Genomic DNA, 23,624 nt, shown 5'->3' with positions numbered 1-23,624 from the left:
CCATGACTGCGCCGATCATCCCGACCAGAATAAGCGCTGAAAACGAGACTTTTCAGCAATATGCCGCGCATAACAAAGCGCTTGTCGAAGAGCTGCGCGCCAAGGTTGCGACCAATGCGCTGGGCGGTTCGGAAAAATCCCGCGACCGCCATGTTTCGCGCGGGAAGCTGTTGCCGCGGGATCGCGTAGAACGGTTACTGGATCCGGGCTCTGCATTTCTGGAAATCGGCCAGCTCACAGCCAATGGCCTTTATGATGACGCCGTTCCGGGGGCCGGAATGATTGCTGGCGTGGGGCAGGTGTCCGGTCGGCATGTGATGATCGTCTGCAATGACGCTACCGTTAAGGGTGGTACCTATTATCCGCTTACCGTGAAGAAACATTTGCGGGCACAGGAAATCGCGCTCGAGAACCGGCTGCCCTGTATATATCTTGTCGACAGCGGCGGTGCGAACCTGCCCAATCAGGCGGAAGTTTTTCCGGACCGGGACCATTTTGGTCGCATATTCTTCAACCAGGCCAATATGAGCGCGAAGCAAATTCCGCAGATTGCCTGTGTCATGGGGAGTTGTACCGCAGGCGGTGCCTATGTTCCAGCCATGTCGGAAGAGACCGTCATTGTCCGCAATCAAGGCACGATTTTCCTCGCCGGCCCGCCGCTTGTGAAAGCGGCTACTGGAGAAGAGATCAGTGCCGAGGATCTGGGTGGTGGCGATATGCACGGCAAGAAGTCCGGCGTCGTCGATCATGTTGCCGATAGCGATGAACATGCCCTGACGATCGTCCGTGATATTATTTCCACTCTGCCGGAAAACCGTGCACCCGACATCTCGTTGAAGGATAGTCGAGCGCCAAAATATGAAGCGTCTGATTTATATGGCATCATCCCCGACGATGTCCGCGCGCCTTATGAAGTGCGGGAGGTGATCGCTCGCCTGGTGGATGGCAGCGAGTTTCACGAGTTCAAGGCACTCTATGGTACAACCCTGGTGTGCGGCTTTGCCCATATCCACGGTATGCCGGTTGCCATCCTCGCTAACAACGGCATTTTGTTCAGCGAAAGCGCCCAAAAAGGCGCGCATTTCATCGAACTGGCCTGTCAGCGTAAAATCCCGCTGCTGTTCCTGCAAAATATATCCGGCTTCATGGTCGGGGGTAAATATGAACAGGAAGGTATCGCCAAACATGGTGCGAAACTGGTTACTGCGGTGGCGACGGCCCAGGTTCCAAAAATCACCATCATGATCGGCGGCAGTTTCGGAGCCGGCAATTACGGCATGTGCGGCCGCGCCTATTCTCCCCGCTTCCTGTTCAGCTGGCCCAATAGCCGGATCAGCGTGATGGGTGGTGAACAGGCCGCCAGCGTGCTCGCCACCGTCCACAGGGATGCCAGCAAATGGTCCGAAGAGGAAGTCGAGGCCTTCAAAGCGCCTGTGCGGCAGACCTATGAAGATGAAGGCAATCCCTATTTTGCAACGGCCCGGCTCTGGGATGACGGCATTATCGATCCGGCACAAACCCGGGACGTACTGGGTCTGGCCTTCGCCGCAACCTTAAACGCGCCAATAGAGGACAGGGCGCAATTCGGCCTGTTCCGGATGTAGAGGCCAGACATGATCAAATCTCTTCTCATTGCCAATCGCGGCGAAATTGCTTGCCGGATAATCAAAACCGCCCGCAAAATGGGCGTCCGCACGGTTGCGGTCTATTCCGATGCGGATGCCAGTGCATTGCATGTGCGCCAGGCCGATGAGGCGGTTCATATTGGGCCGTCACCGGCGGCAGAATCCTATCTGATCGGCGAAAAGATCATCGCTGCAGCTATGCAAAGCGGCGCAGAAGCCATCCATCCCGGCTATGGCTTCCTCAGCGAGAATGCCGACTTTGCAAAGTCAGTGATCGATGCCGGTATGATCTGGGTGGGACCGAAGCCCGACAGCATTCGCGCCATGGGCCTTAAAGATGCTGCCAAAAAACTGATGGACGAAGCCGGCGTGCCGATAACGCCCGGCTATATGGGTGATAATCAGGACCCGGACCATCTCGCACAGGAGGCCAAGAAAATCGGCTATCCGGTGCTGATCAAGGCGGTTGCGGGCGGCGGCGGAAAAGGCATGCGCAAAGTCGATGCCGCCGACAGCTTTGCCGACGATTTATTGTCCTGCCAGCGCGAGGCTAAGGCGAGCTTTGGCAACGATATCGTGCTTATCGAGAAATGGATTGAAAGTCCGCGGCATATAGAAGTGCAGGTCTTCGGTGATGGCCATGGCAATGTTGTACATCTGTTCGAGCGTGACTGCTCGTTGCAACGGCGCCATCAAAAAGTGATCGAAGAAGCGCCGGCACCCGGCATGGATGAGTTAACGCGGGCGGCGGTCTGCGGTGCAGCGGTCCGGGCAGCGCAAGCGGTTGACTATGAGGGCGCCGGCACGATCGAATTTATCGCCGATGGCCGTGAAGGCCTGCGTGCCGATAAAATCTGGTTCATGGAAATGAATACCCGTTTGCAGGTCGAGCATCCGGTGACGGAAGAAATTACCGGCGTTGATCTGGTGGAATGGCAATTGCGTGTAGCTGCCGGTGAAACACTCCCGAAAACGCAGGATGAACTATCAATAACCGGCCATGCCGTCGAGGCGCGCCTCTATGCGGAAGATCCGCTGAACGGTTTTCTTCCCAGCACCGGGCGATTGGAATTGTTGAGCTTTGCAAGCGGTGATGCGGGTTCGCGCATGCGCGTTGAAACGGGAGTCGAGCAAGGCGATGAAGTTTCGCCTTTCTATGATCCGATGATCGCAAAGCTGGTAACGTATGGGGATGACCGGGATGCCGCTTTGGATGCGCTGTCGGAATGTCTGGATGGACTCAGGATTTGGCCGGTCAAATCCAACGCCGGCTTTCTGATAAATTACTGCAATCATCCGGTATTTCGCAGAGGGGAGATGACTACAGGCTTTATCGAGCAATGCGCCGATGATCTGCACCCACCTGTTTTGGCATCGGACGATTCATGGCTTGCTGCGGCGAAAGCGCTGGCACTGGACAAGCATTCTGACAATTTGTCCTTGTTTGGTAGTCTGTCCGGGTTCCGGTTAAATGCCTCGCCTAAATCGGCGATCATGATTTCCGATCAAACAGATCGTCGACTGGTGGATATTTCCAACGAGGCCTCGTTGGAAACTTTTGCAGTAAGTGCAGGGCATCTGGTTTTTCAAAACGGACAGCCGTTTCTTTTCACTATTCCCCGATTTGACAATGATAGCGAGGCCGAAGCGGGCGCAGGGGAGATATTCTCTCCGATGCCGGGACAGGTAATCTCCATCGAAATCGCCTTGGATGAGACCGTAGCATCTGGACAAAAGCTGATGGTGCTGGAAGCGATGAAGATGGAGCATAGCATCACCGCTCCCTTCGATGGCATTGTGCGCGAAATAGGCCCGGCCCTTGGCGATCAAGTGTCCCATGATGCTCTGCTTGTCCGCATCGAGGCTCCGGAGAAGGCGCCGGAGGAGTAAAGGTCACTGGGTGCTTTTCTGGATTACCGATCCCGTCAAGCGCAATCGAAGCGCGAGGATATGGTCTCCTTCAGAAATCAACGCATCGCTGCGGCGACGATGGCATCGCAATTCAGCGACTTCGGTTTTTGAATGAAAGCCTTTTTCTGTTCGTCGCTGTCGCCGATCCCGAGGGCGCTGCCGATAGACTTTGTCGCGACTTTCAGAACATCGCCGAGTGACGGCTTTTCGGCATCCTTGGCCTTGCCAAGCCCGGCTACGGAAACGTCCGGAGCGTTGAGGGTTCCGGAAATCCTGATCGGGTCGACAATCCGCAATGCGCTTTTTCCCTTCGCGCCGCCGCGCAATATCAGAGAAATGGTTTCGCCTTTCAAAGTGATCCGCCCTTCGCCGCGTCCGATCGATACTTTCGTATCAATAGCCAGAGGTGACGGGGTCAGAATCCCGTTGCGTGCGTCGAAATTGGCAACCAGACAACGCAAAGGAACCCTCGCTTTCGGATCGCCGATGATTTCCTCGACGGCACCTCCAAGATTCTGTCCAAGAACATGCGCGACAGTGGCGCGGACACTGCCGTCCGAGGCGACCATCGCGGCTTTGCCGTCGGCTTTTTCCAAAGCCTCCCTGAAGGTGTCGCCGGTACCGGATAATTTGATCCGGCCCCGCATGGTTGCCGTTATGATGTCGCCATTGCCGATAAGGTCGGAGATGGAAGCGCCCGTCAGCGTCAGATCCGTCGACAATTTCGGTGCGCCGCTGCGGTGATCGACCTGGACGCTGCCGGTCATTCGACCGCTTTTCAGCCCGATAACCAGATTTGTGATATTGATAAGCTTGTGATCCAGTGACAATTTGCCCTGCACGCGCCGAAATACAGTATCTCGCCGGGAGAGCAGGCGGTCGACCGCGAAGACCATCTGCCCGTCAGTCGGCCCCATTTTCGATAGATTGATACGGGTGTTGGGAAGCACCCGGGGACCGATGCGCCGGGTCAGAGCCGCCGCTTTTGCGAGGCCGGCATCATCGGCCAGATCGTCGAAATCCAGCGTGGCGAATTTTATATTGGCGTCAATCTTGGTCCGGCCATCGCGTTTGAAAATATCTGCTTTGCCAGACAGGTTCGAGTGCCCGATCGACCCGCTCAATTTATCGACAAACCAGTCCTTGTCTTTGTGACGGATATCGGCGCGCAGATCGATCTTCTGGGTCCCGAACAGGCCTGCTTCGATAATCCGGTCAAGATTTTTGAGCGTTGGCGCTCGGGCAGATAGCGAGGCGGAGAAAAGGTCGGTGTTCAATACGCCCTGCATGTTGCCCTTGGCCGTCAGTTTCAGGGCTGGTGATTGTAGTGAAACCGCAAAGGGATAATCAGCCTCGGGATCAATACCGGCAATGGCGCCACCGGTGAACAACATGGTTGCTTTCGATTTCAAGAATGTCCCGCTGCCCTCGGCGCGCAGGCCGTGTTTTAAACTGACGGAGATTGGACCATCAAGCGACAGGTCGCGTTTGTGGTCTGTAAAACTGAAATGAGAATTGGTAACATCGAGATCGGTTAAGACGGGGCCGCGATCATTTTTGTCGTCATCGCTATCCTCATCATTCCAGTTGCTGCGGCCCTCCTTGTCCCGGATTAGCGCTATCTCGAGCCCGTTGACCTGAAGACGATCAGGCCTTGCGCTACCCGTGAGCATATCCAGCACGGAAACCCGCGCCGATATGGATTTCAATTTGAGAAAATCGCCTTCTCCCGCCCAAGCCGGTTGCGCGACCCGCACATCGTGGACGGTGATGACGGGGGTGTAGGAGAAAAAACTGTCCCTGCTGACAGAGCCGATTGCGACTTCGCGATCCGAGGCGCCCTGCAGTTTTTCGCTGATCACGGTTTTGAATATGCTCGCTGGAACGGCGCCCAGCAGCAATGTTGCCAAGATCAGGATGACGAGGATTACTGCGACAATATTGCGCATTCGCCGATAGGGAGATGCGGGAGATCCCTGTGCCGTATCGTTCATGGATTAAAGATCCGCCGATTTTGCACGGAAGCAATAGTTCGCGACTATATCAATGTTTGCCGGTTTGTCCGACGTTCGCGATATGGATTTATTATGCTTCATGCCCACCCGTTTGATGCCTGCATCTATGGCCGATTGTTGGCACATAGTCCTGCATTGTGTGAATTACGTCCTGAACAGGCAAAGGTTGCGTAAAGCCCGATTGCTCCAGATTGTCCCGCTGTTCAATCGACCGCTGCTCGAGTATCGGGCGCTCCGCCGACTGCCTGATACAGGCCGATTATCGCATTGATCTGGTCGGCTTCCAGTTGAACCAGAGACAGCTCAACGCCAAGCAGGCTGCGCTGCGCATCAACTTGCTCGATATAGGGCGTGTAGCCGGCCCGGTAGCGGTTCCGTGCGTGCCGCAGGGCATCGGCCACCGCGGCGCGCTGGGCTTCCACGGCGCGTTGCTGGTCGCCGAGGCGGGCGACGACTGCTAGCCGGTCTTCGACTTCGCGAAAGGCGTTCAACACGGTCGAGCGATAGGCGAAGGCGGCCTGGTCGCGCCGTGCGGTTGCGGCGTCAAACTGTCCCTGTAGCCGGCCGGCATTGAAGATTGGCGCGAGCAGGCTGCCACCGATCGACCATATCGAGATCGGGTCGCCCAAGAGATCGGAGATTGCCGCGCCAGCCGATGCGCTGAGTCCAAGGCTCGGCATGAAGCCTGCCCGCGCCGCTCGCATTTGTGCGTCAGATGCCGCCAGTTGATATTCCGCCGCCGCGATATCGGGGCGCAGCCGCAAGAGCTGAGATGGGATGACATCGGGAGCGGATGGTTGCTGCAAGTCGGCAAGCGAGCCACCGCGAATGATGTCACCGGGCATCTCACCGGTCAGCACAGACAAGGCGTTTTCCTGCCGCGCGATTTGCGCCTCGATCTGCGGCACCAACTGCGCGGTCGCCTGATATTCCGCCTGCGCCTGGCGCCATTCGAGCTGCGATGTATAGCCCACTTCCGCCCGGTCTCGGGCGAATTTCAGTGCCTGTGCGCGCAGTTCCAGCGTATCACTCAGGACCTTGCGGCGGGCATCGAGCGCCAGCAAACTGACATAGCTGCTCGCCGTCGCGGCACTGACCGACAGCAATGCAGCTTCCCGGGCTGCCTCGCTTGCAGCGACACCCGCCTGCGCCGCATCTATATTTGCGCGGTTTTTGCCGAACAGATCCACTTCATAGGATGCGCGGAAGGCGGGCTCTGCGACCAGCGAGTTCTGGCCTTGGCCAAAGGCCGACACTTCACGTTGCGCGCCTCCCGCCACTCCGGCTTCAAGTGTCGGCAATAACAGTGAGCGTGACACGGCTTCCGTCGCCCGGGCTTCCTCCACCCTTGCGGCGGCCAGTAGAATGTCGGGATTATTCTCTCGCGCTTTCTCGACCAGCGCCACCATCCGGGCATCGCCAAATCTCTGCCACCAACTATGCTCGAGCTTTTCTGTGGCCGGTAGTTCGGTCCGCCATTCGAGAGCCGGTTGCACGGCGGCTGACGCGGGCACAGGACTCAGAGTGGGCGCACAGCCGCCGAGCGCGAGTGCACCAGCCAGCGTGGCTGCAGCCAGAACGAGACGAGATGACAGGATCATCGGGTCACTTCCCTTTTTGCGTATGCACTGTGGCGATGACCGACATTCCGGGCCCCAGTCGCTTGACCAGATCCTGATCAGGATCGAACTTTATCCGCACTGCAATACGCTGCGGGACCTTGACGAAATTGCCAGCGCCGGTGTCGGGCTTGACCAGGCTGAACTCGCTGCCCGCGGCGGGCGCGATGCTTTGCACCGTGCCGGTCAGCTCCTCTCCGCCGAGCGCATCGACCGTCAATGTAGCCCGTTGGCCAACAGCCATTTTGGCGGTCTGGGTTTCCTTGAAATTGGCGGTGACCCAGAGATCGTCGGGGACGAGATACATCAACTGGGTGCCGCCGGTTACCAACTGACCCAGACGGGCTGAAATTTCGCTCAGTCGACCATCGCGGGGTGCCCGGATATTGGTGCGGGACAGTTCGATTTCCGCCAGCTCGACCGATGCATCAGCGCCTTGAACCTGCGCTTCGAGCGCGCCGCGCCCGACCTGAACCGATCGCACCTGCTCGGCCGCAATCGCGCGCTGTGCTTTGGCCTGCAGAACGCCCGCTTCTGCCTGCTTCAGCGCTGCCCACGCCTGATCCCTTTCGCGGAGCGACACTGATCCTTCACCAACCAGTTCTTCGATCCGCCGCATATCGGCCTGTGCTTTCTGCAGACCTGCCTGGGCGGCGGCAACAGAGGCATCTTGCAGACGCATCTGTGCTTGACCCGAGCGCAGGCTCTGCTGGCTGTTGGCAAGATTGGCGGCCTGGGCTGCGGTATTTGCTCGCCCCTGCTGCAGACGCTGACGATAGGGCGCCGGATCGATCCGGGCGAGCAATTGCCCTTTCTTCACCCGCTGGAAATCCTTCACCGGCACTTCAGTGAGATAGCCGGAGACCTGCGGACTGATCACTGTGGTCATACCGCGGACATAGGCATTGTTGGTCGTTTGATTGCCGCTGTTGAATGGGGTCAGTCCCCAGGCAAAGAGCGCTATCAATACGCCCGCGAATATCACGAATATGCCCAGCGCGAGTTTTTTTCGGGAGACGTTGGGTTTCCAGCCACCCTCTTCTTCGGGAGCAGATTCGGGCACGTTGTCCGTAGCGGGACTATTTTCCATCTCCGGATCCCCGGCGCCAGGATGGCCGTTATTTTCTTGCTGATTCATCGTTTGCTCCTGGCGGTCATATTCTCGAGAAAAACGAGTTCCTTGCTTAGTGGGTTTCGTCCGCGGACGCGATTGATCACCCAGGGCACTAGCACCACAACAAAGGCGATGGAAGCGAGGCTCCCGATCAGGAAAAAGACATCGTTAAACGCCAATACCGCTGCCTCACGGCCGACTTCCTGGGTGATGCGCGAAGCAGCCGCCTGCTGCTGTAGCACCGGATCAGAAATAGTCGCTGCAAAACCTGTCGATAATTGCCCGATTTCACCGGCAAGCTGCTGGTTCGTCGCAGTAAGCGTCGCACCGGCGTCGATCAGGTGCGTCTTGAGCCGGATCGTGTGGAAGGCCGAGAGCGCAGATACGCCCGCCAGACCACCCAAGGTCTGCGAGAGGGAAAATACCGCGATAAAGCTGATGACATAGGCCGGGCCAGCCGCAAGGGCGCGCAACATGCCTTCCATCATCACCGGACCCATGGCGAAAACCGCAGCGAAACCGATGGCGGCCTGGGTCCAGTAAAGGTCGCTGGGACGGGACATGATACCGGTTCGCGTATCCGCAAATGCGGCGATCGCGATGACCATTATGGCAAACAGGATCGGCCGGGTCAGGTCTTTTGGATCCAGGCGGACGAGCGAAAGGATGCTGCCGGCAACGGTCGCTCCGGCCAGTATAAAATAATAGCCGGTCAGTTGCTCGTTGCCATAGCCGAGCGCCGAGAACAGCCCGCTCGCGCCAAAGCTCTGCTCGGCAACAAGTACCCGCACTCCCGCGCCGGTGATCGCAAGGGACAAGATTGCCCGGCTCGAAAGCCAGCTCGTGTTGAGCATCGGGCTTCGCCGGTTCATCTCGATCATCAGGCAACCGCCCAGACACAGGATGGCGACCGCAAGTGCCCAACCGAGCCAGCTGGCGTCCCACCACTGAATGCGTCCCTGAATCAGGAAGGCCAGCAATGCTGCCACGCCGATCAAGAATAATGTGATGCTGGGAAAATCAAGCTTCTCGAATGTCTGCTTCCGGAAACCAATGGGAAGGCGCAACAGGTAGACCGCGCCAAGCGAAATTATCGACAGGCCGAATTGCAGCTGGAAAGCGCGGCTGATATTGCCGTCAACGAGCAAATAGGGGGATATGGCGCGCGCTAGCGGGAAGGCCGTCTGGACAAGCCCGATACCGAGAATGAGTGAGCCGATCCGGGCAGATGCCGGCAACCCCTGCATCAGATAATAGATCGACAACGCGGAGAGGCCGCTAGCGGCGATCCCGGCCATCGCTCGTGCGCCAATTTCGGGATAATAGCCGAGCTCCAGCACCTGAACGAAATTGGCCGCGACCAAACCGATCATGGCATATTTGACAAACGGCTGGATGCCGAATTCCTGCCGGACGCGGAACAGCAACATACTCATACAGGCATAGGTCGAATAAAAAGCCACGCTAATCCACCCGGCTTGCACCGGGGTCAGCGCCATTTCGCCCTGAAGTGCGGCGGTGTTGGCCAGCAGGAAGCCGTTCTGGGCTCCTCCGACGAGCCCCAGAAAAAGACCTATGACCAGATAGGCCAGTTTGCGACGTGCGGGATGGTCCGGGTTGGCAGGCGACCCCGGCAGGATCGGCAATTCGTGCTGCTTGAACTTATAGCCCGCACTATCGTCCGTCAGACCCGGGTTGTCAGACACCGACCTAGACAGACTGCATCAGCAGGGCCTTGCCGGTCCATTCACTATCGTCCACCGCATTTGCCAGCACAGCAGCAACATCGCCGCGCGCTGCCTTCCCCTTTGGATCGACGTCATCGCCAAACAGCATATCGCGGTTGCCGTCATCGTCGGTCAGGCTGACAGGGCGAACGATGGCATAGCTGAGGCCGGAGGCTTTCAGATGCTCGTCTGCCTCGTGCTTGGCTTGCAGATAATGCGCAAGGTCGCTTTCGGGATCCGGATTGTCCGCGCCGACACTGCTCAGCATGACAAAGCGCGAAACACCCGCGTCGGCGGCCAGATCAATCAGCCGTTTGGCTCCATCGCGGTCGACCTTGTCGGTCATTTCAGGGCCGGTGGAACCGCCCGATCCGGCAGCGAAGATCACTGCGTCACAACCATCGCAGACGCCGCTTTGCAGGTCGGTCAGGTCGCCCTGGCGTTGCGCTACGTCCGCAGGCAAGGAACTGGTGTCCGAGGATTCGCGGACCAGCGCGATTGGGGAATGGCCTTTGGCTTTCAATTGTTCGACAAGCCGTAGCCCGGTGTTGCCGGTCGCACCGGCGATAAGAATATTCATAAGTCGCTCCGTTTATTTCGGTTTATAGCAGGTCAAGCAGCTTGCGCGCGGCTTCTGCCGATGATGCCGGGTTCTGGCCGGTCACGAGCTTGCCATCGACGACAACGAAAGAGGCCCAGTCATCACCCTTGCGGTAGTCGCCGCCATTTTCTTTCAGCATGTCCTCGACCAAAAATGGCACGACATCGGTCAGGCCAACGCCTTCTTCTTCGGTATTGGTAAAGCCGGTCACTGTCTTCCCGGATACCAGCGGCTTGCCGTCTGCATTTTTAGTATGTTTGAAAATCGCCGGCGCATGACAGACCGCACCGAACGGACGGTCGCTTTCGGCAAATGCCTCGATCAACGCCTTGCTGTCTTCATCTTCCGCCAGGTCCCAGAGCGGTCCGTGACCGCCGGGATAGAATAGCGCGTCAAATCCGTCAGCAGAGACAGCAGACAGCACCGCCGTATTAGCAAGTTCTTCCTGCGCGGCTTCGTCCGATTTGAACCGTTTTGTGTCGTCGGTCTGGGCGTCGTCGGTGTCGCTGGACGGATCGAGCGGCGGCTGGCCACCCTTGGGAGAGGCCAGTGTGACATCGGCGCCGGCATCCTTGAACACATAATATGGCGCGGCGAATTCCTCGAGCCAGAAACCGGTCTTTTTTCCGGTGTCGCCAAGCTGATCGTGCGATGTGAGAACCATTAGGATTTTCATGATTTTTGCCTTATTTTTTTGTTTTGATCGCTCTTCTGGCAGACAACGCACTTCTAGCGGTTAAGTTGCGCGGCCGGGAGTCTGTTGATCGTTCCTAGGTTCCGGGCCGCGCATCATATCGAACCTGTCTATTACGAATAGGCGCCGTCGGAATAGGTCAGTTCATAGCTGTGGGTGTAAATTTCGAACACGATACCGAACGGGTCCTCGACATAGCACATGCGATAGGGTTTCTCTCCGGGAAAATATTCGCGAACCGGCATGCGTTGTTTTCCTCCGGCGGCGACAATTTTCTCGATCAGTCCTTCAACGTCCGGATCCTGAATGCAAAAATGGAAGGTCCCATGCCGCTTGTGATCCAGATTATTGTCAGGCGCGTGGTTTTCCGGAAATTCGAATATCTCGATTCCAACACGATCGGCGGTGGCGAGGTGGGCGATGCGCAGGCTACCCCATCCAGGACCGAAAACATCGGTGCACATGACGCCGACTGCACTGTCGTCTTCGGTAACATCGGTCGGTTGCATTATTGTGTAGAGACCGAGTACCTCGGTGTAGAATTTAACTGCGGCATCAAGGTCAGGGACGGATAAGCCAATATGGGAAAAAGCGCGGGGTGTAGGTAGCATGGTGGGGTTCCTTTCATTCTCTGTGGTGATGAAAATAGGGCGACCATTTCATTATGTGAAATAATCATTTCAATATTTAATCATAACAGATAGTAATGAACAATGTTGAATTCTCAATGGCTGGAAAGCTTTGTTGTACTTTGTGAAACCGGTCATTTTACCAAGGCCGCGAGCCTGCTGAATATGACTCAGCCGGGCGTTTCCCAGCATCTGCGGAAGCTTGAGGCGCAAGTCGGTCAATCGCTGATCTCGCGTCAGGGCAAGAGCTTTAGCCCCACGCCGGCAGGCGAAGCTGTTCTTGCCGTCGGACGGGCAAGGCGCGACGAGGAACAGATGCTACAAGAGACGGTCCTGCGCGACGATCCTGAAGTCGGAGAGGTGAGCATCGCTTGCTCCGGCAGTTTTGCGATGCTGCTATATCCCCACATCCTGTCGGCGATGCAGGCCTCCCCGAGCCTGACCATTAGGCTTGAGGCAGCCCCGCAGGACAAGGTACTGGCCGGTGTGCTGGAGGGGCGCTTTGATCTTGGTGTTGCGGATCATGATCCGCGCCATCCGCGGCTTGAGGCCGCGCATTTGGGGCAAGAGGAACTGTGCCTCGTGATTCCGAAGGGGGCGATGACATCGCCGATCAGCTTCCAGGCGCTCGAAGAGCTCGGCTTCATCGCGCATCCTGACGGGTTTGCCTATGCTGATGATCTGTTCTCGATGAATTTTCCGGAAGAGTTCCGCGGATCCGATCGTCTGCGCATCCGTAGCTTTGTCAACCAGATCAGCCAGATTCCTTCACCGGTGGCGCATGGTATCGGATATACTCTGCTGCCACGCAGCGGCGTCGACAGCTATCCTGATGCAGACAAGCTTCGCGTCGCTCCGCTTCGCCAAGGGCTGCATCACGATCTATGGATGATTTCTCGACGAGGTCGTATGCTGCCCGCTCGAGTTGTGCGCATCGCGGAACTCTTTCAATCCGTTTCCGGAAATCTTGAGAGCGAATGAACGGCTGCGGGGCGACGGGTATATTCAGTCAAGCTCGTATCTGTCTTTATAGTCGCTCACTAGCGCCTTGTTTTGCTGATCTTTGGTCAGAACAAGATTGCCGATTACCAGCATGTCCAGCCCCGTGCCCATCAAACAGTAGAACGCATCTTCGGGAGTGCAGACGATCGGTTCACCGCGCACATTGAAAGAGGTGTTGATCAGGACAGGACAGTCGGTCAAATCATGGAAGGCAGACAAAAGGGCATGGAAATCCGGGTTGGATCGTGCGTCTACGGTCTGGACGCGGGCGCTATAGTCAATATGGGTCACCGCCGGGATATCCGAGCGTTTCGCATATAGTCTCGCCAGGCCAGAGTCGCTCTTGCTTTTCGTCTCCGGTTTATGCCGCCGCGCTTTCGTAACATCTGCGGTAAACAGCATATAGGGGCTTTCGCCATCCAGATCGAAATAGTCCTGAGCGTGTTCGATCAGCACACTGGGGGCGAAGGGGCGAAAGGATTCGCGGAATTTGACCTTCAGATTGAGCTGTTTCTGCATCTCGGGACGGCGCGGGTCAGCCAATATGCTGCGCGCCCCCAAGGCTCTCGGACCAAATTCCATGCGCCCGTTCATCCAACCGATGCATTGGCCCTCTGACAGCGCCTGCGCCGTGCGCGTGATCCGCTCTTCCGGCGACAGGATTTCGAATTTCGCACCTATGGCTTGCAGTCGTGAGGCTGCATCTTGATCTGCGAAGTCGGGCCCAAGATATGCGCCTGACATGCTGTCCTGCCCCAGCGTCACCGCGCGCGGATTCTGCAAATGCATATGATGACAGACGAGAGCGGCACCCAGCGCGCCGCCGGCGTCGCCCGCAGCAGGCTGCACCCAGATATTTTCAAAGAGATCCGCTTCGCGCAATTTGCCATTGGCTACACAGTTCAAAGCCACGCCCCCGGCGAGGCAGAGGTTCTTTTGGCCTGTCTCACGAGCGATTTCGGTACAGATTTTGAGGACGATCTCTTCGGTCACCGACTGGATAGAGGCTGCAATGTCCATGTCGCGTTGGCTTGGTTCGCTTTCCGCCTGGCTCGGCGGCCCGCCAAACAGGGTATGGAAATGCCGGTTGGTCATGGTCATCCCTGTGCAATATGAAAAATATTTCATATCCAGCCGGAAAGAGCCGTCGTCCTTGATGTCGACCAAAGTGGATTTTATAAGCTCGGCAAATCTCGGCTCGCCATAAGGCGCGAGACCCATTAATTTATACTCCCCCGAATTGACCTTGAAGCCAGCATAGCTGGTGAATGCGGAATAGAGTAAGCCCAGCGAATGCGGGAAGTGAATTTCCCTTTCGACCGAGATGGAAGCGCCTCGCCCGATCGCGACTGAACTGGTGGCCCATTCGCCGACCCCGTCCATCGTCAAAATGGCGGCTTCTTCAAACGGGGAGGGGAAGAAAGCACTGGCGGCGTGGCTGAGATGATGCTCCGAAAACAAAAGCCTGTCCCGCCAGCAAATTTCAGACGTCAGAGTCTCGGCCAAAGCTTCACACAGCATTTTTTTCTGGAATAATTTGTCTTTGACCCAGAGCGGCATGGAGGCTGCGAAGCTCTTAAATCCACGCGGCGCGAAGGCCAGATAGGTTTCGATAAGCCGTTCAAATTTCAAAAACGGTTTTTCATAGAAAGTGACATGATCAACCTGTGAAGGTGATATCCCTGCCTCGGCGAGGCAATATCGGATAGCATTTTGCGGGAAAGCGTCGTCATGTTTGATCCGCGTAAAGCGCTCTTCCTGCGCTGCAGCTACAATCACCCCGTCTTTCAGCAGGCAGGCCGCGCTGTCGTGATAAAAAGCAGATATTCCCAGAGAATACATGTGTCGCTAAAATAGCGTGTAGATAAATGGAGCAATCACAGAGCCCTGGGCCAGATTCATCAGCCCACCCAGAATGACCATCACCAGTATGATTGGTACCAGCCACAGTTTTTTCCGTACCTTCAGAAACGTCCAAAGCTCTTTCAAAAAATCCATGTCCGGACCTAAAACTGGTTCTTGAATCCGTGCATGTCCAGATCTTCCGGACTGCGCGGTTTCCAATAGGTTGTCGATGAAGGCGAGTCCCTCAACGATAGTTCGTCACGTCCGAATAGCCGCAAAACGAGGGCAAGGGGAGTGAAAACCAGTAGGAAGATTAGACCCAGAACAATCGGGCTGACAATTTTACCGAGCCACAAGCCAAGCGTCATCCATGCCACGTTAAACGGTCGCAACGCTTTTGGGTATAGCCAGGCCAGGCCGATCATGAGCAGCGCGAGCGACGCGAAAATATATGCTGCCGGGGTCAGGCTTTGTGCCCTGTAAAAAGCAATAATGGCAACGAGCGCAAACAGGCCAGAAAATATGGTTCCGAATTTTCGGTCCGAAGGCAATATTAGGTCCGGCTTGTGCGGTTGGATACTGGAATGAGAGTTCCCGTTTTGCATATATACCACCCAGATCGTTAATATTGGAAGATTGGAGCTTGCCTGTCGCAATTCACAACGGCTCGAATCCAGAAGAGTAAGTCTATGCTATTCTCTTCATATCATGCGGCAACGCTGCCGTATAGCAAGCTGGAAAACTGACTATCGCAGTCAAAATCTGGTGCTGGAACCATTCTGCTCTCGCCTAAGCAGGCGTTACATCCTAAGCGTAATCCATGAATGGAAATAGCGAGGCACTTCTAATATCTTTGAGCAGATATTTGCGTCCTGCCCTATCATTACCGCCGGTGAGTGGTTCCGAACCGATCAGCGAGGAGCTCGCAACTTTTGCAGATAGCCGGCATCGGGTAGGCCCGTTGTTACATATAGCGAGGCAAAGCTGCTCCGGTATAACGGCAGAAGCCAATGCTTCTTCGATATTGAAGTCAGCATATCAGCAAAATGTATATGCCGGCCTAAGGCAAAAAGCTGCCGAAAAAAAAATATCGACTTTGCTGACAACCCATTCTGTCCCTTTCTCTTTTCTGAAGGGGCGAGGGCTGGCGGAGCAGCTGCACGATGATTCAACGGCCCGGCAATCTAAAGATGTCGACATCCTCATCCCGACGGATCAATCTCGGCAAACCATAGAGCTAATGAATCAGGAAGGATATATCTTCAAGGCCAATACATTAAAACGCAGAGAAAAGCCTGAGCTGGCGCGTCAGGATATGGAACTCAAGCGTTTCAAGGACATTACCTTTGTGGATCCGGCCTATTCGGTGCCGATAGAATTGCATCATAGATTGTTCAAATTTGAACCGAAAACTCTGACAACTGCTTTTAACGAATCCGTCCAATTCAATGCGATCCCGTCGCTTTCAAACAGTTTCTATTGCCTTTATCTTGTCTTGCACGGCGCTCTTGCAATGTGGCCGAGATTGAAATGGGTGGTCGATTTGTCAGTCATGGCAAGACATATGCCTGCGCATATTCGACTGGAAATGATGGACATCGCGACATCATATGGCTGTGACAAGGCAGTCGCCGCGAGCTTGCTGATGACCGAAGAAGTCTTTCCTGACAGCCTGGACGATGAATGGCATCTTCTTCTCAATCCCTATCGAAAAGACAAACAGGTGAAAGAGATGGCAGCCCTGTTCTATGAAACTCTGACTGCCAATGCCAATGGCAGACCTTCTTTGCCGGTGAAGAGTTTCATACTCTCGGGCTCTGCGGATATCGTGTTTTCAGGAAAAATAGGTGTGATTGACATCGTGCTTGCGCGTTTCCTGAACTCTGTATTCGTCCGGATATGATAATTATCATTGGTCGAAATCAATCGACTCGAACAGAGCCACTTTCGTTCCGGAAATCATAACCGGTTCGCCATTTTTGGTTTTTGATCCAGAGTATAGCCGGCCTGGCACTGAACCATTTTGCGCTCGAATGGCAATTGCCAGGGCTGGCAGGGCGACAGACGCCTTTCGATTGATTAGTTTAGGACTTCTACTAAACGGTCATCATGCTGATTCTGACTTATCTGAAAATGATGTGGCGATTTTCGCGGTCGCGCTCGCTGCTTTTTGCCGGACTTTTGGTTCTGTCGAGCGTTACCCAAAGCATCGGGCTGGTGCTCCTGGTTCCACTTCTGGCAGCGCTGCAGAAATCCCAGACTGAAACGTCGGGTGTCGTCGGTATGATTGTCGACGCTCTATCCTTCGTCGGTATTCCCATCACCCTTATCGGGCTTTTGAGCACATTTCTCGCACTGAATATTCTTCGCGCGCTTATAAACTATAGCCAAACGATCGTTTCTGAACGTTTCCGGCTGGAGTTGCTGGACGATCTTCGCACGAAAAGTTTCAATGCGATGCTCGAGGCGCGCTGGGAATGGCTGACAACCCAGAAAAAGTCCGACATGTCCAATCTGCTGGTAACCGAGATCGGTCGATTGGGAAGCGCTTTGATGTTTTCGGTTCGCTTCATCGTGTCGACCTTTTCGATCGCAGCCTATATCATAGTCGCCTTCAGCCTCTCCTTTCCGCTCACGCTTGCAGCAATGGTTCTGGGCGGCGGCCTGTTCTTCGCCATGCGGCGACAGCATAAGCTTGCCCATGACCAGGGGAAGCTCTTGAGCATCGCCAACCGGCAGGTGCAGCAGACGGTTGAGGAAGGTTTGTCCGGGATCAAGCTGATCAAGATTCTAAGAAGCGAGAACCGCCAGAGTCAGCTGATGCTGGAAATCCGCAGCCTCTTGCGCAAACGGTCATTGCAATTCACCCATCTGAATGCGGCGATGACCTTTATTTTCCAGATTCTGGTCGCTGTGTTCATGGTGACGCTTCTCTATATCGGGGTTACGTCATTCGATCTGACATTGCCCACCTTGCTTATTCTGGTTCTGATATTTTCGCGGCTATCCCCCCAGATTCGGGAGGTTCAGACCCAGATCAACAATATCCTCCATTCAGATTCCGTCTTGTCAAATTATACGAATTTGATGCGCGACGCCGGTGCCGCGCGGGAAGAAACGTTATCCCAGAATCTGGGCGATAAAATCCAGTTTAACAAGTCCATCAAATTGTCCGGCGTCTCGTTCAGTTACAGGACTCGCGGCATACCTTCGCTCCGTGACATCGACATCGAAATCCCGAGCCGGCAAACCACTGCAATAATGGGGACATCGGGATCAGGGAAATCGACCTTGGCCGATCTGATCATGGGGCTGCTGACCCCAGACGCGGGCACCATCGAGATTGACGGGGTTTTGCTCGACGAGGAAAATCGTCTGAACTGGCGCAAATCCATCGCCTATATGCCGCAAGATGTGTTCCTGTTTCATGACACGATCCGCAATAATCTTTTGTGGGCAGACGAGAATGCCACGGATGAGGAACTTCAAAAGGCGTTGAAATTTGCATCTGCAGATTTCGTTTTCAACCTGCCCGAACAGCTTGATACTGTGGTCGGCGATGCCGGACAACGCCTGTCGGGTGGCGAAAAACAGCGGATTGCCTTGGCGAGGGCGATGATCCAGAAGCCGGAACTCATTATCCTCGACGAGGCAACCAGCGCGCTCGATATCGAGAATGAGGCCCGCATCCGCGATACGATTGACAAGCTTCACGATGCCATCACTGTCATCGTGATCGGTCACCGGCTCCCAACGCTGGAAAATTCCGATCAGCTGATCATATTGGAAGACGGGCGCGTCAAAAAAGCCGGGAAATGGGCGGATATCATGGACACCAACGGTTAAAGGCCCGGCGAACGATACGCCAGTGAATATCGCTCCAAAAAGAACCTAACCCTTCCAGAGCACCCGATAGAGATCGAAACGCCGGTCTTTGAGATTCTGCACAGCGCCCGATTGTCGGCTGGTCAGCAGGCTGGACATAGACAGGTCGGCAATAGCGATAGTCTCGGTATTGGGCGCGGTATCTGCCGCGACGCCGTCCCGCGCAAACGGGAAGTCGGATGGCGTCAAGATCGCGCTTTCGGCATAGTGGATGTCCATATTTTCCACATTGGGCAAGTTGCCGACCACGCCTGACATCACAACATAGCACTGGTTTTCCACCGCCCGTGCCTGGCAGCAATAGCGCACCCGCAAATAGCCACGCCGTTCATCGGTGCAGAAGGGCACGAACAATATCATCGCGCCCTGATCGACCAGATGGCGCGCCATTTCCGGGAATTCGCTGTCATAGCAGATCATCACGCCGATTGGCCCGCAGTCGGTCGGAATGGCTTCCGCGCCATAGCCGCCCTTGATATTCCACCAGCGCACTTCGCTAGGCGTCGGATGTAGTTTGTCCTGCGTGTAGATTGCGCCGTTGCGCAGGAAGACATAGGATATGTTGCGAATATCGCCATTTTCCATGCGCGTCGGGTGGGAGCCGCCGATGATGTTGATATGATAGGAAACCGCCAGCTTCTCCATCACTTCCTTGAACCGGTCGGTATATTCGGCGATTTTTTCTATCGCCTGCGCCGGATCCAGTTTCTCGCCCTCCAGCGACAGCAATTGCAGCGTGAACAATTCCGGGAAGGTCACGAAGTCCGCACCATAATCGGCTGCGACATCGACAAAATATTCGACCTGTTCTTCAAATTCGGTCTGCGAGGCAATCTTGCGCATCTGGAATTGCACGGTCGCGACGCGCACCGACTGGGGCAGGCGGTCATGCGGCGTCTGCGTCACCAGCTTGGCTTCGGCTGCCAGCGGATTTTCCCAGAACATATGAACCGCATTACCGCCGGAAGGCTTGTCGGTCGGCATATAGTCTTTCAAAATCCCCAGAGGGACAAAGCCCTGATTAAGCTGAAAATTGATCACCGGGTCGCGGAACTGCTTGTCGACCACCGCCGCCAGATAATCCGCAGGATCAGGATATTTGCGCTTGCGCCGGGCATAGCCGGGCAGCCGCCCGCCGAAGATGATCCCTTTCAGTCCGAGATGCTGGCAAAGCTCGCGGCGGACCTTGTAGAAACGCAGCCCGATGCGCAGACGCCGGTAATCCGGATCGACGCTGACTTCCATGCCGTAGAGTATCTCGCCGTTCGGATCATGCCGCGCGGCAAAACCGCCGCCGGTGATTTCAGCCCAGCTATGTGCAGCACGAGCGGTTTTCTCGGAGATCTGGAAGGTCGCGCAGTGGCCGACAATCTTGCCTTCATATTCCGCGACCAGCTGGCCATCAGCAAAATTGTTGATCTGGCCGCGCACTTCCTCCGCAGTATAGCCTTCGCCCTTGCCATATACCTTGCGTGACAGGGTCGATATTTTCCTGGCGTCTTCCAGTTCCGCCATGCGGATGATGAGCTTTGGTTTTTCTGCGGTCATCCGCGCCCATTAGCGGGCTTTTAAATCTTGGGAAACAATTGTTGTGCACCTCGCCTGTAATTGACCGCGAATATGCTGGTTTCAGAAACCTTGTACCGAGCCCCCATCGACCTGAATCGACGTTCCCGTCATATAGCTGGCAGCTTCCGATCCCAGAAACACCGCCAGATTGGCTATCTCTTCGGGCTGGCCGATCCGCTGCATGGGGATTTGCGCGGCCAGGGTAGCGGAAATTTCCTCGATGCTCTTGCCGGAGGCTGCGGATTGCTGCTCGAAAATCTGCGCGATGCGATCGGTCTGTGTAAATCCCGGGCACACCGTATTCACCAGCACATTGTCAGCCGCCACCTGATTGGCGAGTGTCTTGGCCCATCCCAGCACCGCCATCCGGATGCTATTGGACAGGGTCAGTCCGGGAACAGGCTGCTTCACGCCGGTCGACGAGATATTGATGATCCGGCCCCATTTCTGGGCTCGCATATGTGGCAGTACAAGGCGGGTTGCGCGGATGACGGATTTCAGCGTCAACTCGACGGCTTTGTCCCAGTCCTCGTCCGACAGATCGACAAACAGGCCGGGCGGCGGTCCACCTGCATTGTTCACCAATATGTCGATACCGCCGAATTCTTGAGCCGCTGCTGCAACGACCCGTTCAATGTCCTCCGCTCTGGATACATCTCCGGTCAGCGCCAGGCATCCCGGCATCTGCGCAGCTGCAGCGTCGAGCGCATCCTGCGATCTTCCACAAATCGTGACCTTCGCGCCGCATTTGTGAAATCCCGACGCGGTTGCCAGTCCGATGCCCTTGCTGCCGGCCGTAACCAGCACATTCTTGTTTTCGAGTTTCAGTTCCATAGCGGGAATGTGGCGGACCAAGGCGCAGATGTATACTATCATTGAAGCTAGACGATATCGGATGTCGGCGCATCAGCAATCGCGATTTGACCATTCCAGGCGCGAATAATGCAGCGCGTACCTGCAGCGTTTGCCAGAATTCGCTTCCTGTAAGGAGGAAGTGAATTCTGGCAAAGTCATAGTAGCTGCGGCATTGGGCCAAACCAATCTAGTTACGCGATGGATATATCCCGACAGTTGCGACGCACCAGCGGATCACCAGATAGGGTGACTGCTTTTGGACCATTTGATTGCCGCCGGTGTTGTTTATGGTAACCGTGCCGACATCCATATTCACCGCCGGCGATCCGGTATGATATATCTTTTCTGCGCCCGTTGTTGCCAAACTATTGTCATTCGGATTTGCTGTGTCGCCCGGCATATTGCTCGCTCTCGACGCACCGATATGATTATGATTGGGCAAATTATTGGTGGTCAGCGTAAATTCGGCCGAACCAGCTTTTTCGCCAATGGTATAATTGCCAATTCCCGGACCGTTGCCGACACTGACCGGACGCCGTCCGCGAAGATCGGGCAAAGCAAAGGTGCTGGTTCCGTTGCCTCCGTAAAATGTTCCATATAGCGAAAACAGAGCGGTGTGTGAACTGATGGGCAGCAAGGTGCCATCCGCCCCCATCCAGCCTCTTGGACAATAATTGCCAGCAAATGCTGATACTTGTCCAACATATTGGGTGCCCGCTTGGGCATTGGCAGGCGCTGTTGACACCAGCGATATGCCGCCAATTGTCAAGGCGACCGAGATCGTTTTATATAAATTCATGAGGAATTTCCTTTCACTCGAAAAAAACATAAGGTCATCAAAACCTTCTGTATTAGTTGCGTGAAGGGAACACACCTTGCATGGCTACGCACCAGCGCATCACCAGATAGGGCGATAGCTTGTTAACCGGGATATTGCCGCCAGTATTACCAAGAATAACGGTGCCGATATCCATGTTTACCGCCGGAGCACCGGTATGGTATATATTTTCACCTGCGGTTGTTGCCAGGCTATTGTCGTTCGGATTCGCCGTGTCTCCCGGCAAATTGCTGGCTCTCATCGTGCCGACATGGGTGTGGCTTGGCATGGTGGCACTGGTCAGCGTAAAGCTCGTCGAACCGCCTTTGGCACCCTGAGTGGGATAGGACGGCAGCCCTGGCCCTGCGCCCATGCTGATTGGCGCGCGACCGCGCAGATCAGGCAAGGCGAATGTGGTACGTCCGTCACCGCCATACATGGTGCCCAGCAATGAAAATAATGCCGAATATTGGCTGATGGAAAGCAACGTTCCGGAAGCATCTCCCCAACCGCGTGGGCAGAAATTACCACCAAAAAGCATCATTTGACCGAGTAACGGGTCGGCTTGTGCATGAGCCGGCGCCGAAACGGTGTATGTGGATGCTATGGCGACCGCGCTTGCTGCTAATAGTTTCAATCTTTTCATGATTAACCCCTCCAATAGTCTGTTGACAACAATGCGACCCCATCGCGGTTGATATAGTATATTGGAAGATTCTCCAAATATAGGAGATACATATTTACATCGATATAAGCGCGTTTACATTAATATAGACGCATTGTTTACAGTGATTTATCACATTAAGATATTGTAAGCGTATGTATCACGCTGGCAAATATTGGGCTATGCTGCCCGGACAAGTGTGAGGATTTTGGCGCCCTGTTTGGCGGCGTATTTATTCTATAGAAGAAGCGCTGGCTGACGGGCGCCCTGGCGCTGAAGGTGCCGCCATCTGGCTATATTGACCTCCAAGGAAAACGCCCTGGCTAGCCCATTGCTGTCGGTAGCTTTAGCGGGTCGCTGCTGTCAATCGACCGTTAAAGTCGGTAGCATCGCTGATAAAGTTACGGACTTCTGCTGCAAGATTGCCTTGCGCCAGGCCTTGGTCAGCAACGATGATCCGCGTCATATAGGGACGACCATCTTCCAATATTCCACTATTTACAAATAAATGACTGCGCTGAAACTGCGGCATCATATCCTGCAAATCTACTTCCCGGCCTTCCAGACTCCAGCTGGTCAAAAGTTGCAGCGCTTTGCATTGGACAGGTTCCTGTTCATTACATTGACGAAAATGGACGGTGAATTGCAGGCCATTTGGCGCGAAGGCGGTTATGATATTTTCGCCTGAGGGCATGACGGTAGCAAGATGGTTGCCGGTGACGGTCTTGAGCGTTGCATCGACCGTATCCGCATTAAAATGGGGAAGGATTTTTGCTGAATCGATGGTTTGATCCGGCAATGGCTGCGCGGCAAGCGGTGTTATGTTTGCAATACCAAGTACCAATATTGTTGAAATCAGGACTTTCCGCATGCAAATTTCCAATCTTCTATTCGAATTGATCGACTTCTTTATAACGGGTTCAAGGTTGAACCTAGTCTGTTGATCTGATGAATGGAATAGGTCTGTCTAACTATTCCAAGCTGTTGGTAACCGAGCAACTATAAAAAGCTGTGATATGCCCTGGCTGGTTTACGAAGAAGAAAAGGTGGAT

General features: G+C 55.1%; 20 protein-coding genes. 5 read left to right on the top strand and 15 right to left on the bottom strand.

Going from position 1 to position 23,624, the window contains the following annotated elements; genetic code table 11:
- Positions 1-2 precede the first annotated feature (2 nt).
- Both ACWFTY_RS15645 and ACWFTY_RS15640 read left to right on the top strand, forming a co-directional pair.
- Complete coding sequence (locus ACWFTY_RS15645) at positions 3-1,604, top strand: carboxyl transferase domain-containing protein (protein ID WP_447525104.1); 1,602 nt, start codon at positions 3-5, stop codon at positions 1,602-1,604.
- Between the two features lie 9 nt (positions 1,605-1,613).
- Positions 1,614-3,515: an acetyl/propionyl/methylcrotonyl-CoA carboxylase subunit alpha gene (locus tag ACWFTY_RS15640; RefSeq protein ID WP_447525103.1), complete on the top strand. Its 1,902-nt coding sequence runs from the start codon at positions 1,614-1,616 to the stop codon at positions 3,513-3,515.
- 77 nt (positions 3,516-3,592) lie between these two features.
- On the opposite strand, the gene ACWFTY_RS15635 is transcribed toward ACWFTY_RS15640, so the two are convergent.
- From ACWFTY_RS15635 to ACWFTY_RS15605, 7 genes are all read right to left on the bottom strand, one after another.
- A complete protein-coding gene (locus ACWFTY_RS15635) occupies positions 3,593-5,530 on the bottom strand; it encodes an AsmA family protein (protein ID WP_447525102.1) in 1,938 nt (645 codons plus the stop codon).
- Between the two features lie 224 nt (positions 5,531-5,754).
- Complete coding sequence (locus ACWFTY_RS15630; protein WP_447525101.1) at positions 5,755-7,152, bottom strand: efflux transporter outer membrane subunit; 1,398 nt, start codon at positions 7,150-7,152, stop codon at positions 5,755-5,757.
- 4 nt (positions 7,153-7,156) lie between these two features.
- Entirely contained in the window at positions 7,157-8,308 is a 1,152-nt protein-coding gene (locus tag ACWFTY_RS15625; protein ID WP_447525100.1) for an HlyD family secretion protein, read from the bottom strand.
- The gene (locus ACWFTY_RS15620) at positions 8,305-9,990 is read right to left on the bottom strand and encodes an MFS transporter (protein ID WP_447525099.1); all 1,686 of its coding nucleotides are present in this window, start codon (positions 9,988-9,990) and stop codon (positions 8,305-8,307) included. Before ACWFTY_RS15620 ends, ACWFTY_RS15625 begins: the two co-directional genes overlap by 4 nt.
- A gap of 4 nt (positions 9,991-9,994) precedes the next feature.
- A complete protein-coding gene (locus ACWFTY_RS15615; protein WP_447525098.1) occupies positions 9,995-10,591 on the bottom strand; it encodes an SDR family oxidoreductase in 597 nt (198 codons plus the stop codon).
- Positions 10,592-10,613: 22 nt separating this feature from the next.
- A complete protein-coding gene (locus ACWFTY_RS15610) occupies positions 10,614-11,288 on the bottom strand; it encodes a type 1 glutamine amidotransferase domain-containing protein (protein ID WP_447525097.1) in 675 nt (224 codons plus the stop codon).
- Positions 11,289-11,419: 131 nt separating this feature from the next.
- The gene (locus tag ACWFTY_RS15605) at positions 11,420-11,917 is read right to left on the bottom strand and encodes a lactoylglutathione lyase family protein (RefSeq protein WP_447525096.1); all 498 of its coding nucleotides are present in this window, start codon (positions 11,915-11,917) and stop codon (positions 11,420-11,422) included.
- 102 nt (positions 11,918-12,019) lie between these two features.
- Between ACWFTY_RS15605 and ACWFTY_RS15600 the strand changes: the two genes are divergently transcribed.
- On the top strand, positions 12,020-12,916 hold the full coding sequence (locus ACWFTY_RS15600; protein WP_447525095.1) for a LysR family transcriptional regulator: 897 nt from the start codon (positions 12,020-12,022) through the stop codon (positions 12,914-12,916).
- A 24-nt stretch (positions 12,917-12,940) separates the two neighbouring features.
- Here ACWFTY_RS15600 and ACWFTY_RS15595 read toward each other — a convergent pair whose 3' ends face one another.
- Genes ACWFTY_RS15595 through ACWFTY_RS15585 form a run of 3 tightly spaced genes read right to left on the bottom strand, consistent with a single transcriptional unit; the run spans position 12,941 to position 15,333 of the window.
- A complete protein-coding gene (locus ACWFTY_RS15595) occupies positions 12,941-14,779 on the bottom strand; it encodes a carbamoyltransferase family protein (RefSeq protein ID WP_447525094.1) in 1,839 nt (612 codons plus the stop codon).
- A gap of 6 nt (positions 14,780-14,785) precedes the next feature.
- The gene (locus ACWFTY_RS15590) at positions 14,786-14,935 is read right to left on the bottom strand and encodes a DUF5989 family protein (RefSeq protein ID WP_447525093.1); all 150 of its coding nucleotides are present in this window, start codon (positions 14,933-14,935) and stop codon (positions 14,786-14,788) included.
- Between the two features lie 8 nt (positions 14,936-14,943).
- Positions 14,944-15,333 carry an SxtJ family membrane protein gene (locus tag ACWFTY_RS15585; protein ID WP_447525092.1) on the bottom strand — a complete coding sequence of 130 codons (390 nt, stop codon included), beginning with the start codon at positions 15,331-15,333 and terminating at the stop codon, positions 14,944-14,946.
- 302 nt (positions 15,334-15,635) lie between these two features.
- On the opposite strand from ACWFTY_RS15585, the gene ACWFTY_RS15580 reads away from it, so the two are divergent.
- Entirely contained in the window at positions 15,636-16,685 is a 1,050-nt protein-coding gene (locus ACWFTY_RS15580; protein WP_447525091.1) for a nucleotidyltransferase family protein, read from the top strand.
- 206 nt (positions 16,686-16,891) lie between these two features.
- Positions 16,892-18,628 carry an ABC transporter ATP-binding protein gene (locus tag ACWFTY_RS15575; protein ID WP_447525090.1) on the top strand — a complete coding sequence of 579 codons (1,737 nt, stop codon included), beginning with the start codon at positions 16,892-16,894 and terminating at the stop codon, positions 18,626-18,628.
- A 45-nt stretch (positions 18,629-18,673) separates the two neighbouring features.
- Here ACWFTY_RS15575 and ACWFTY_RS15570 read toward each other — a convergent pair whose 3' ends face one another.
- The 5 genes from ACWFTY_RS15570 to ACWFTY_RS15550 form a co-directional block, all read right to left on the bottom strand.
- Entirely contained in the window at positions 18,674-20,215 is a 1,542-nt protein-coding gene (locus ACWFTY_RS15570) for a nitrilase-related carbon-nitrogen hydrolase (protein ID WP_447525089.1), read from the bottom strand.
- A gap of 81 nt (positions 20,216-20,296) precedes the next feature.
- Positions 20,297-21,112, bottom strand: a complete 816-nt coding sequence (locus tag ACWFTY_RS15565) for an SDR family oxidoreductase (protein ID WP_447525088.1) — start codon at positions 21,110-21,112, stop codon at positions 20,297-20,299.
- Between the two features lie 166 nt (positions 21,113-21,278).
- The gene (locus ACWFTY_RS15560) at positions 21,279-21,890 is read right to left on the bottom strand and encodes a phage tail protein (RefSeq protein ID WP_447525087.1); all 612 of its coding nucleotides are present in this window, start codon (positions 21,888-21,890) and stop codon (positions 21,279-21,281) included.
- Between the two features lie 52 nt (positions 21,891-21,942).
- Positions 21,943-22,554, bottom strand: coding sequence for a phage tail protein (locus ACWFTY_RS15555; RefSeq protein WP_447525086.1), 612 nt, complete (start codon positions 22,552-22,554; stop codon positions 21,943-21,945).
- A 364-nt stretch (positions 22,555-22,918) separates the two neighbouring features.
- Complete coding sequence (locus ACWFTY_RS15550; RefSeq protein ID WP_447525085.1) at positions 22,919-23,443, bottom strand: YbjN domain-containing protein; 525 nt, start codon at positions 23,441-23,443, stop codon at positions 22,919-22,921.
- Positions 23,444-23,624 lie beyond the last annotated feature (181 nt).

This window comes from Parasphingorhabdus sp. NYA22, from assembly GCF_976973735.1.
The sequence above is the reverse complement of the archived record's forward strand: the minus strand, read 5'-3'. Positions and strand labels throughout refer to the sequence as shown.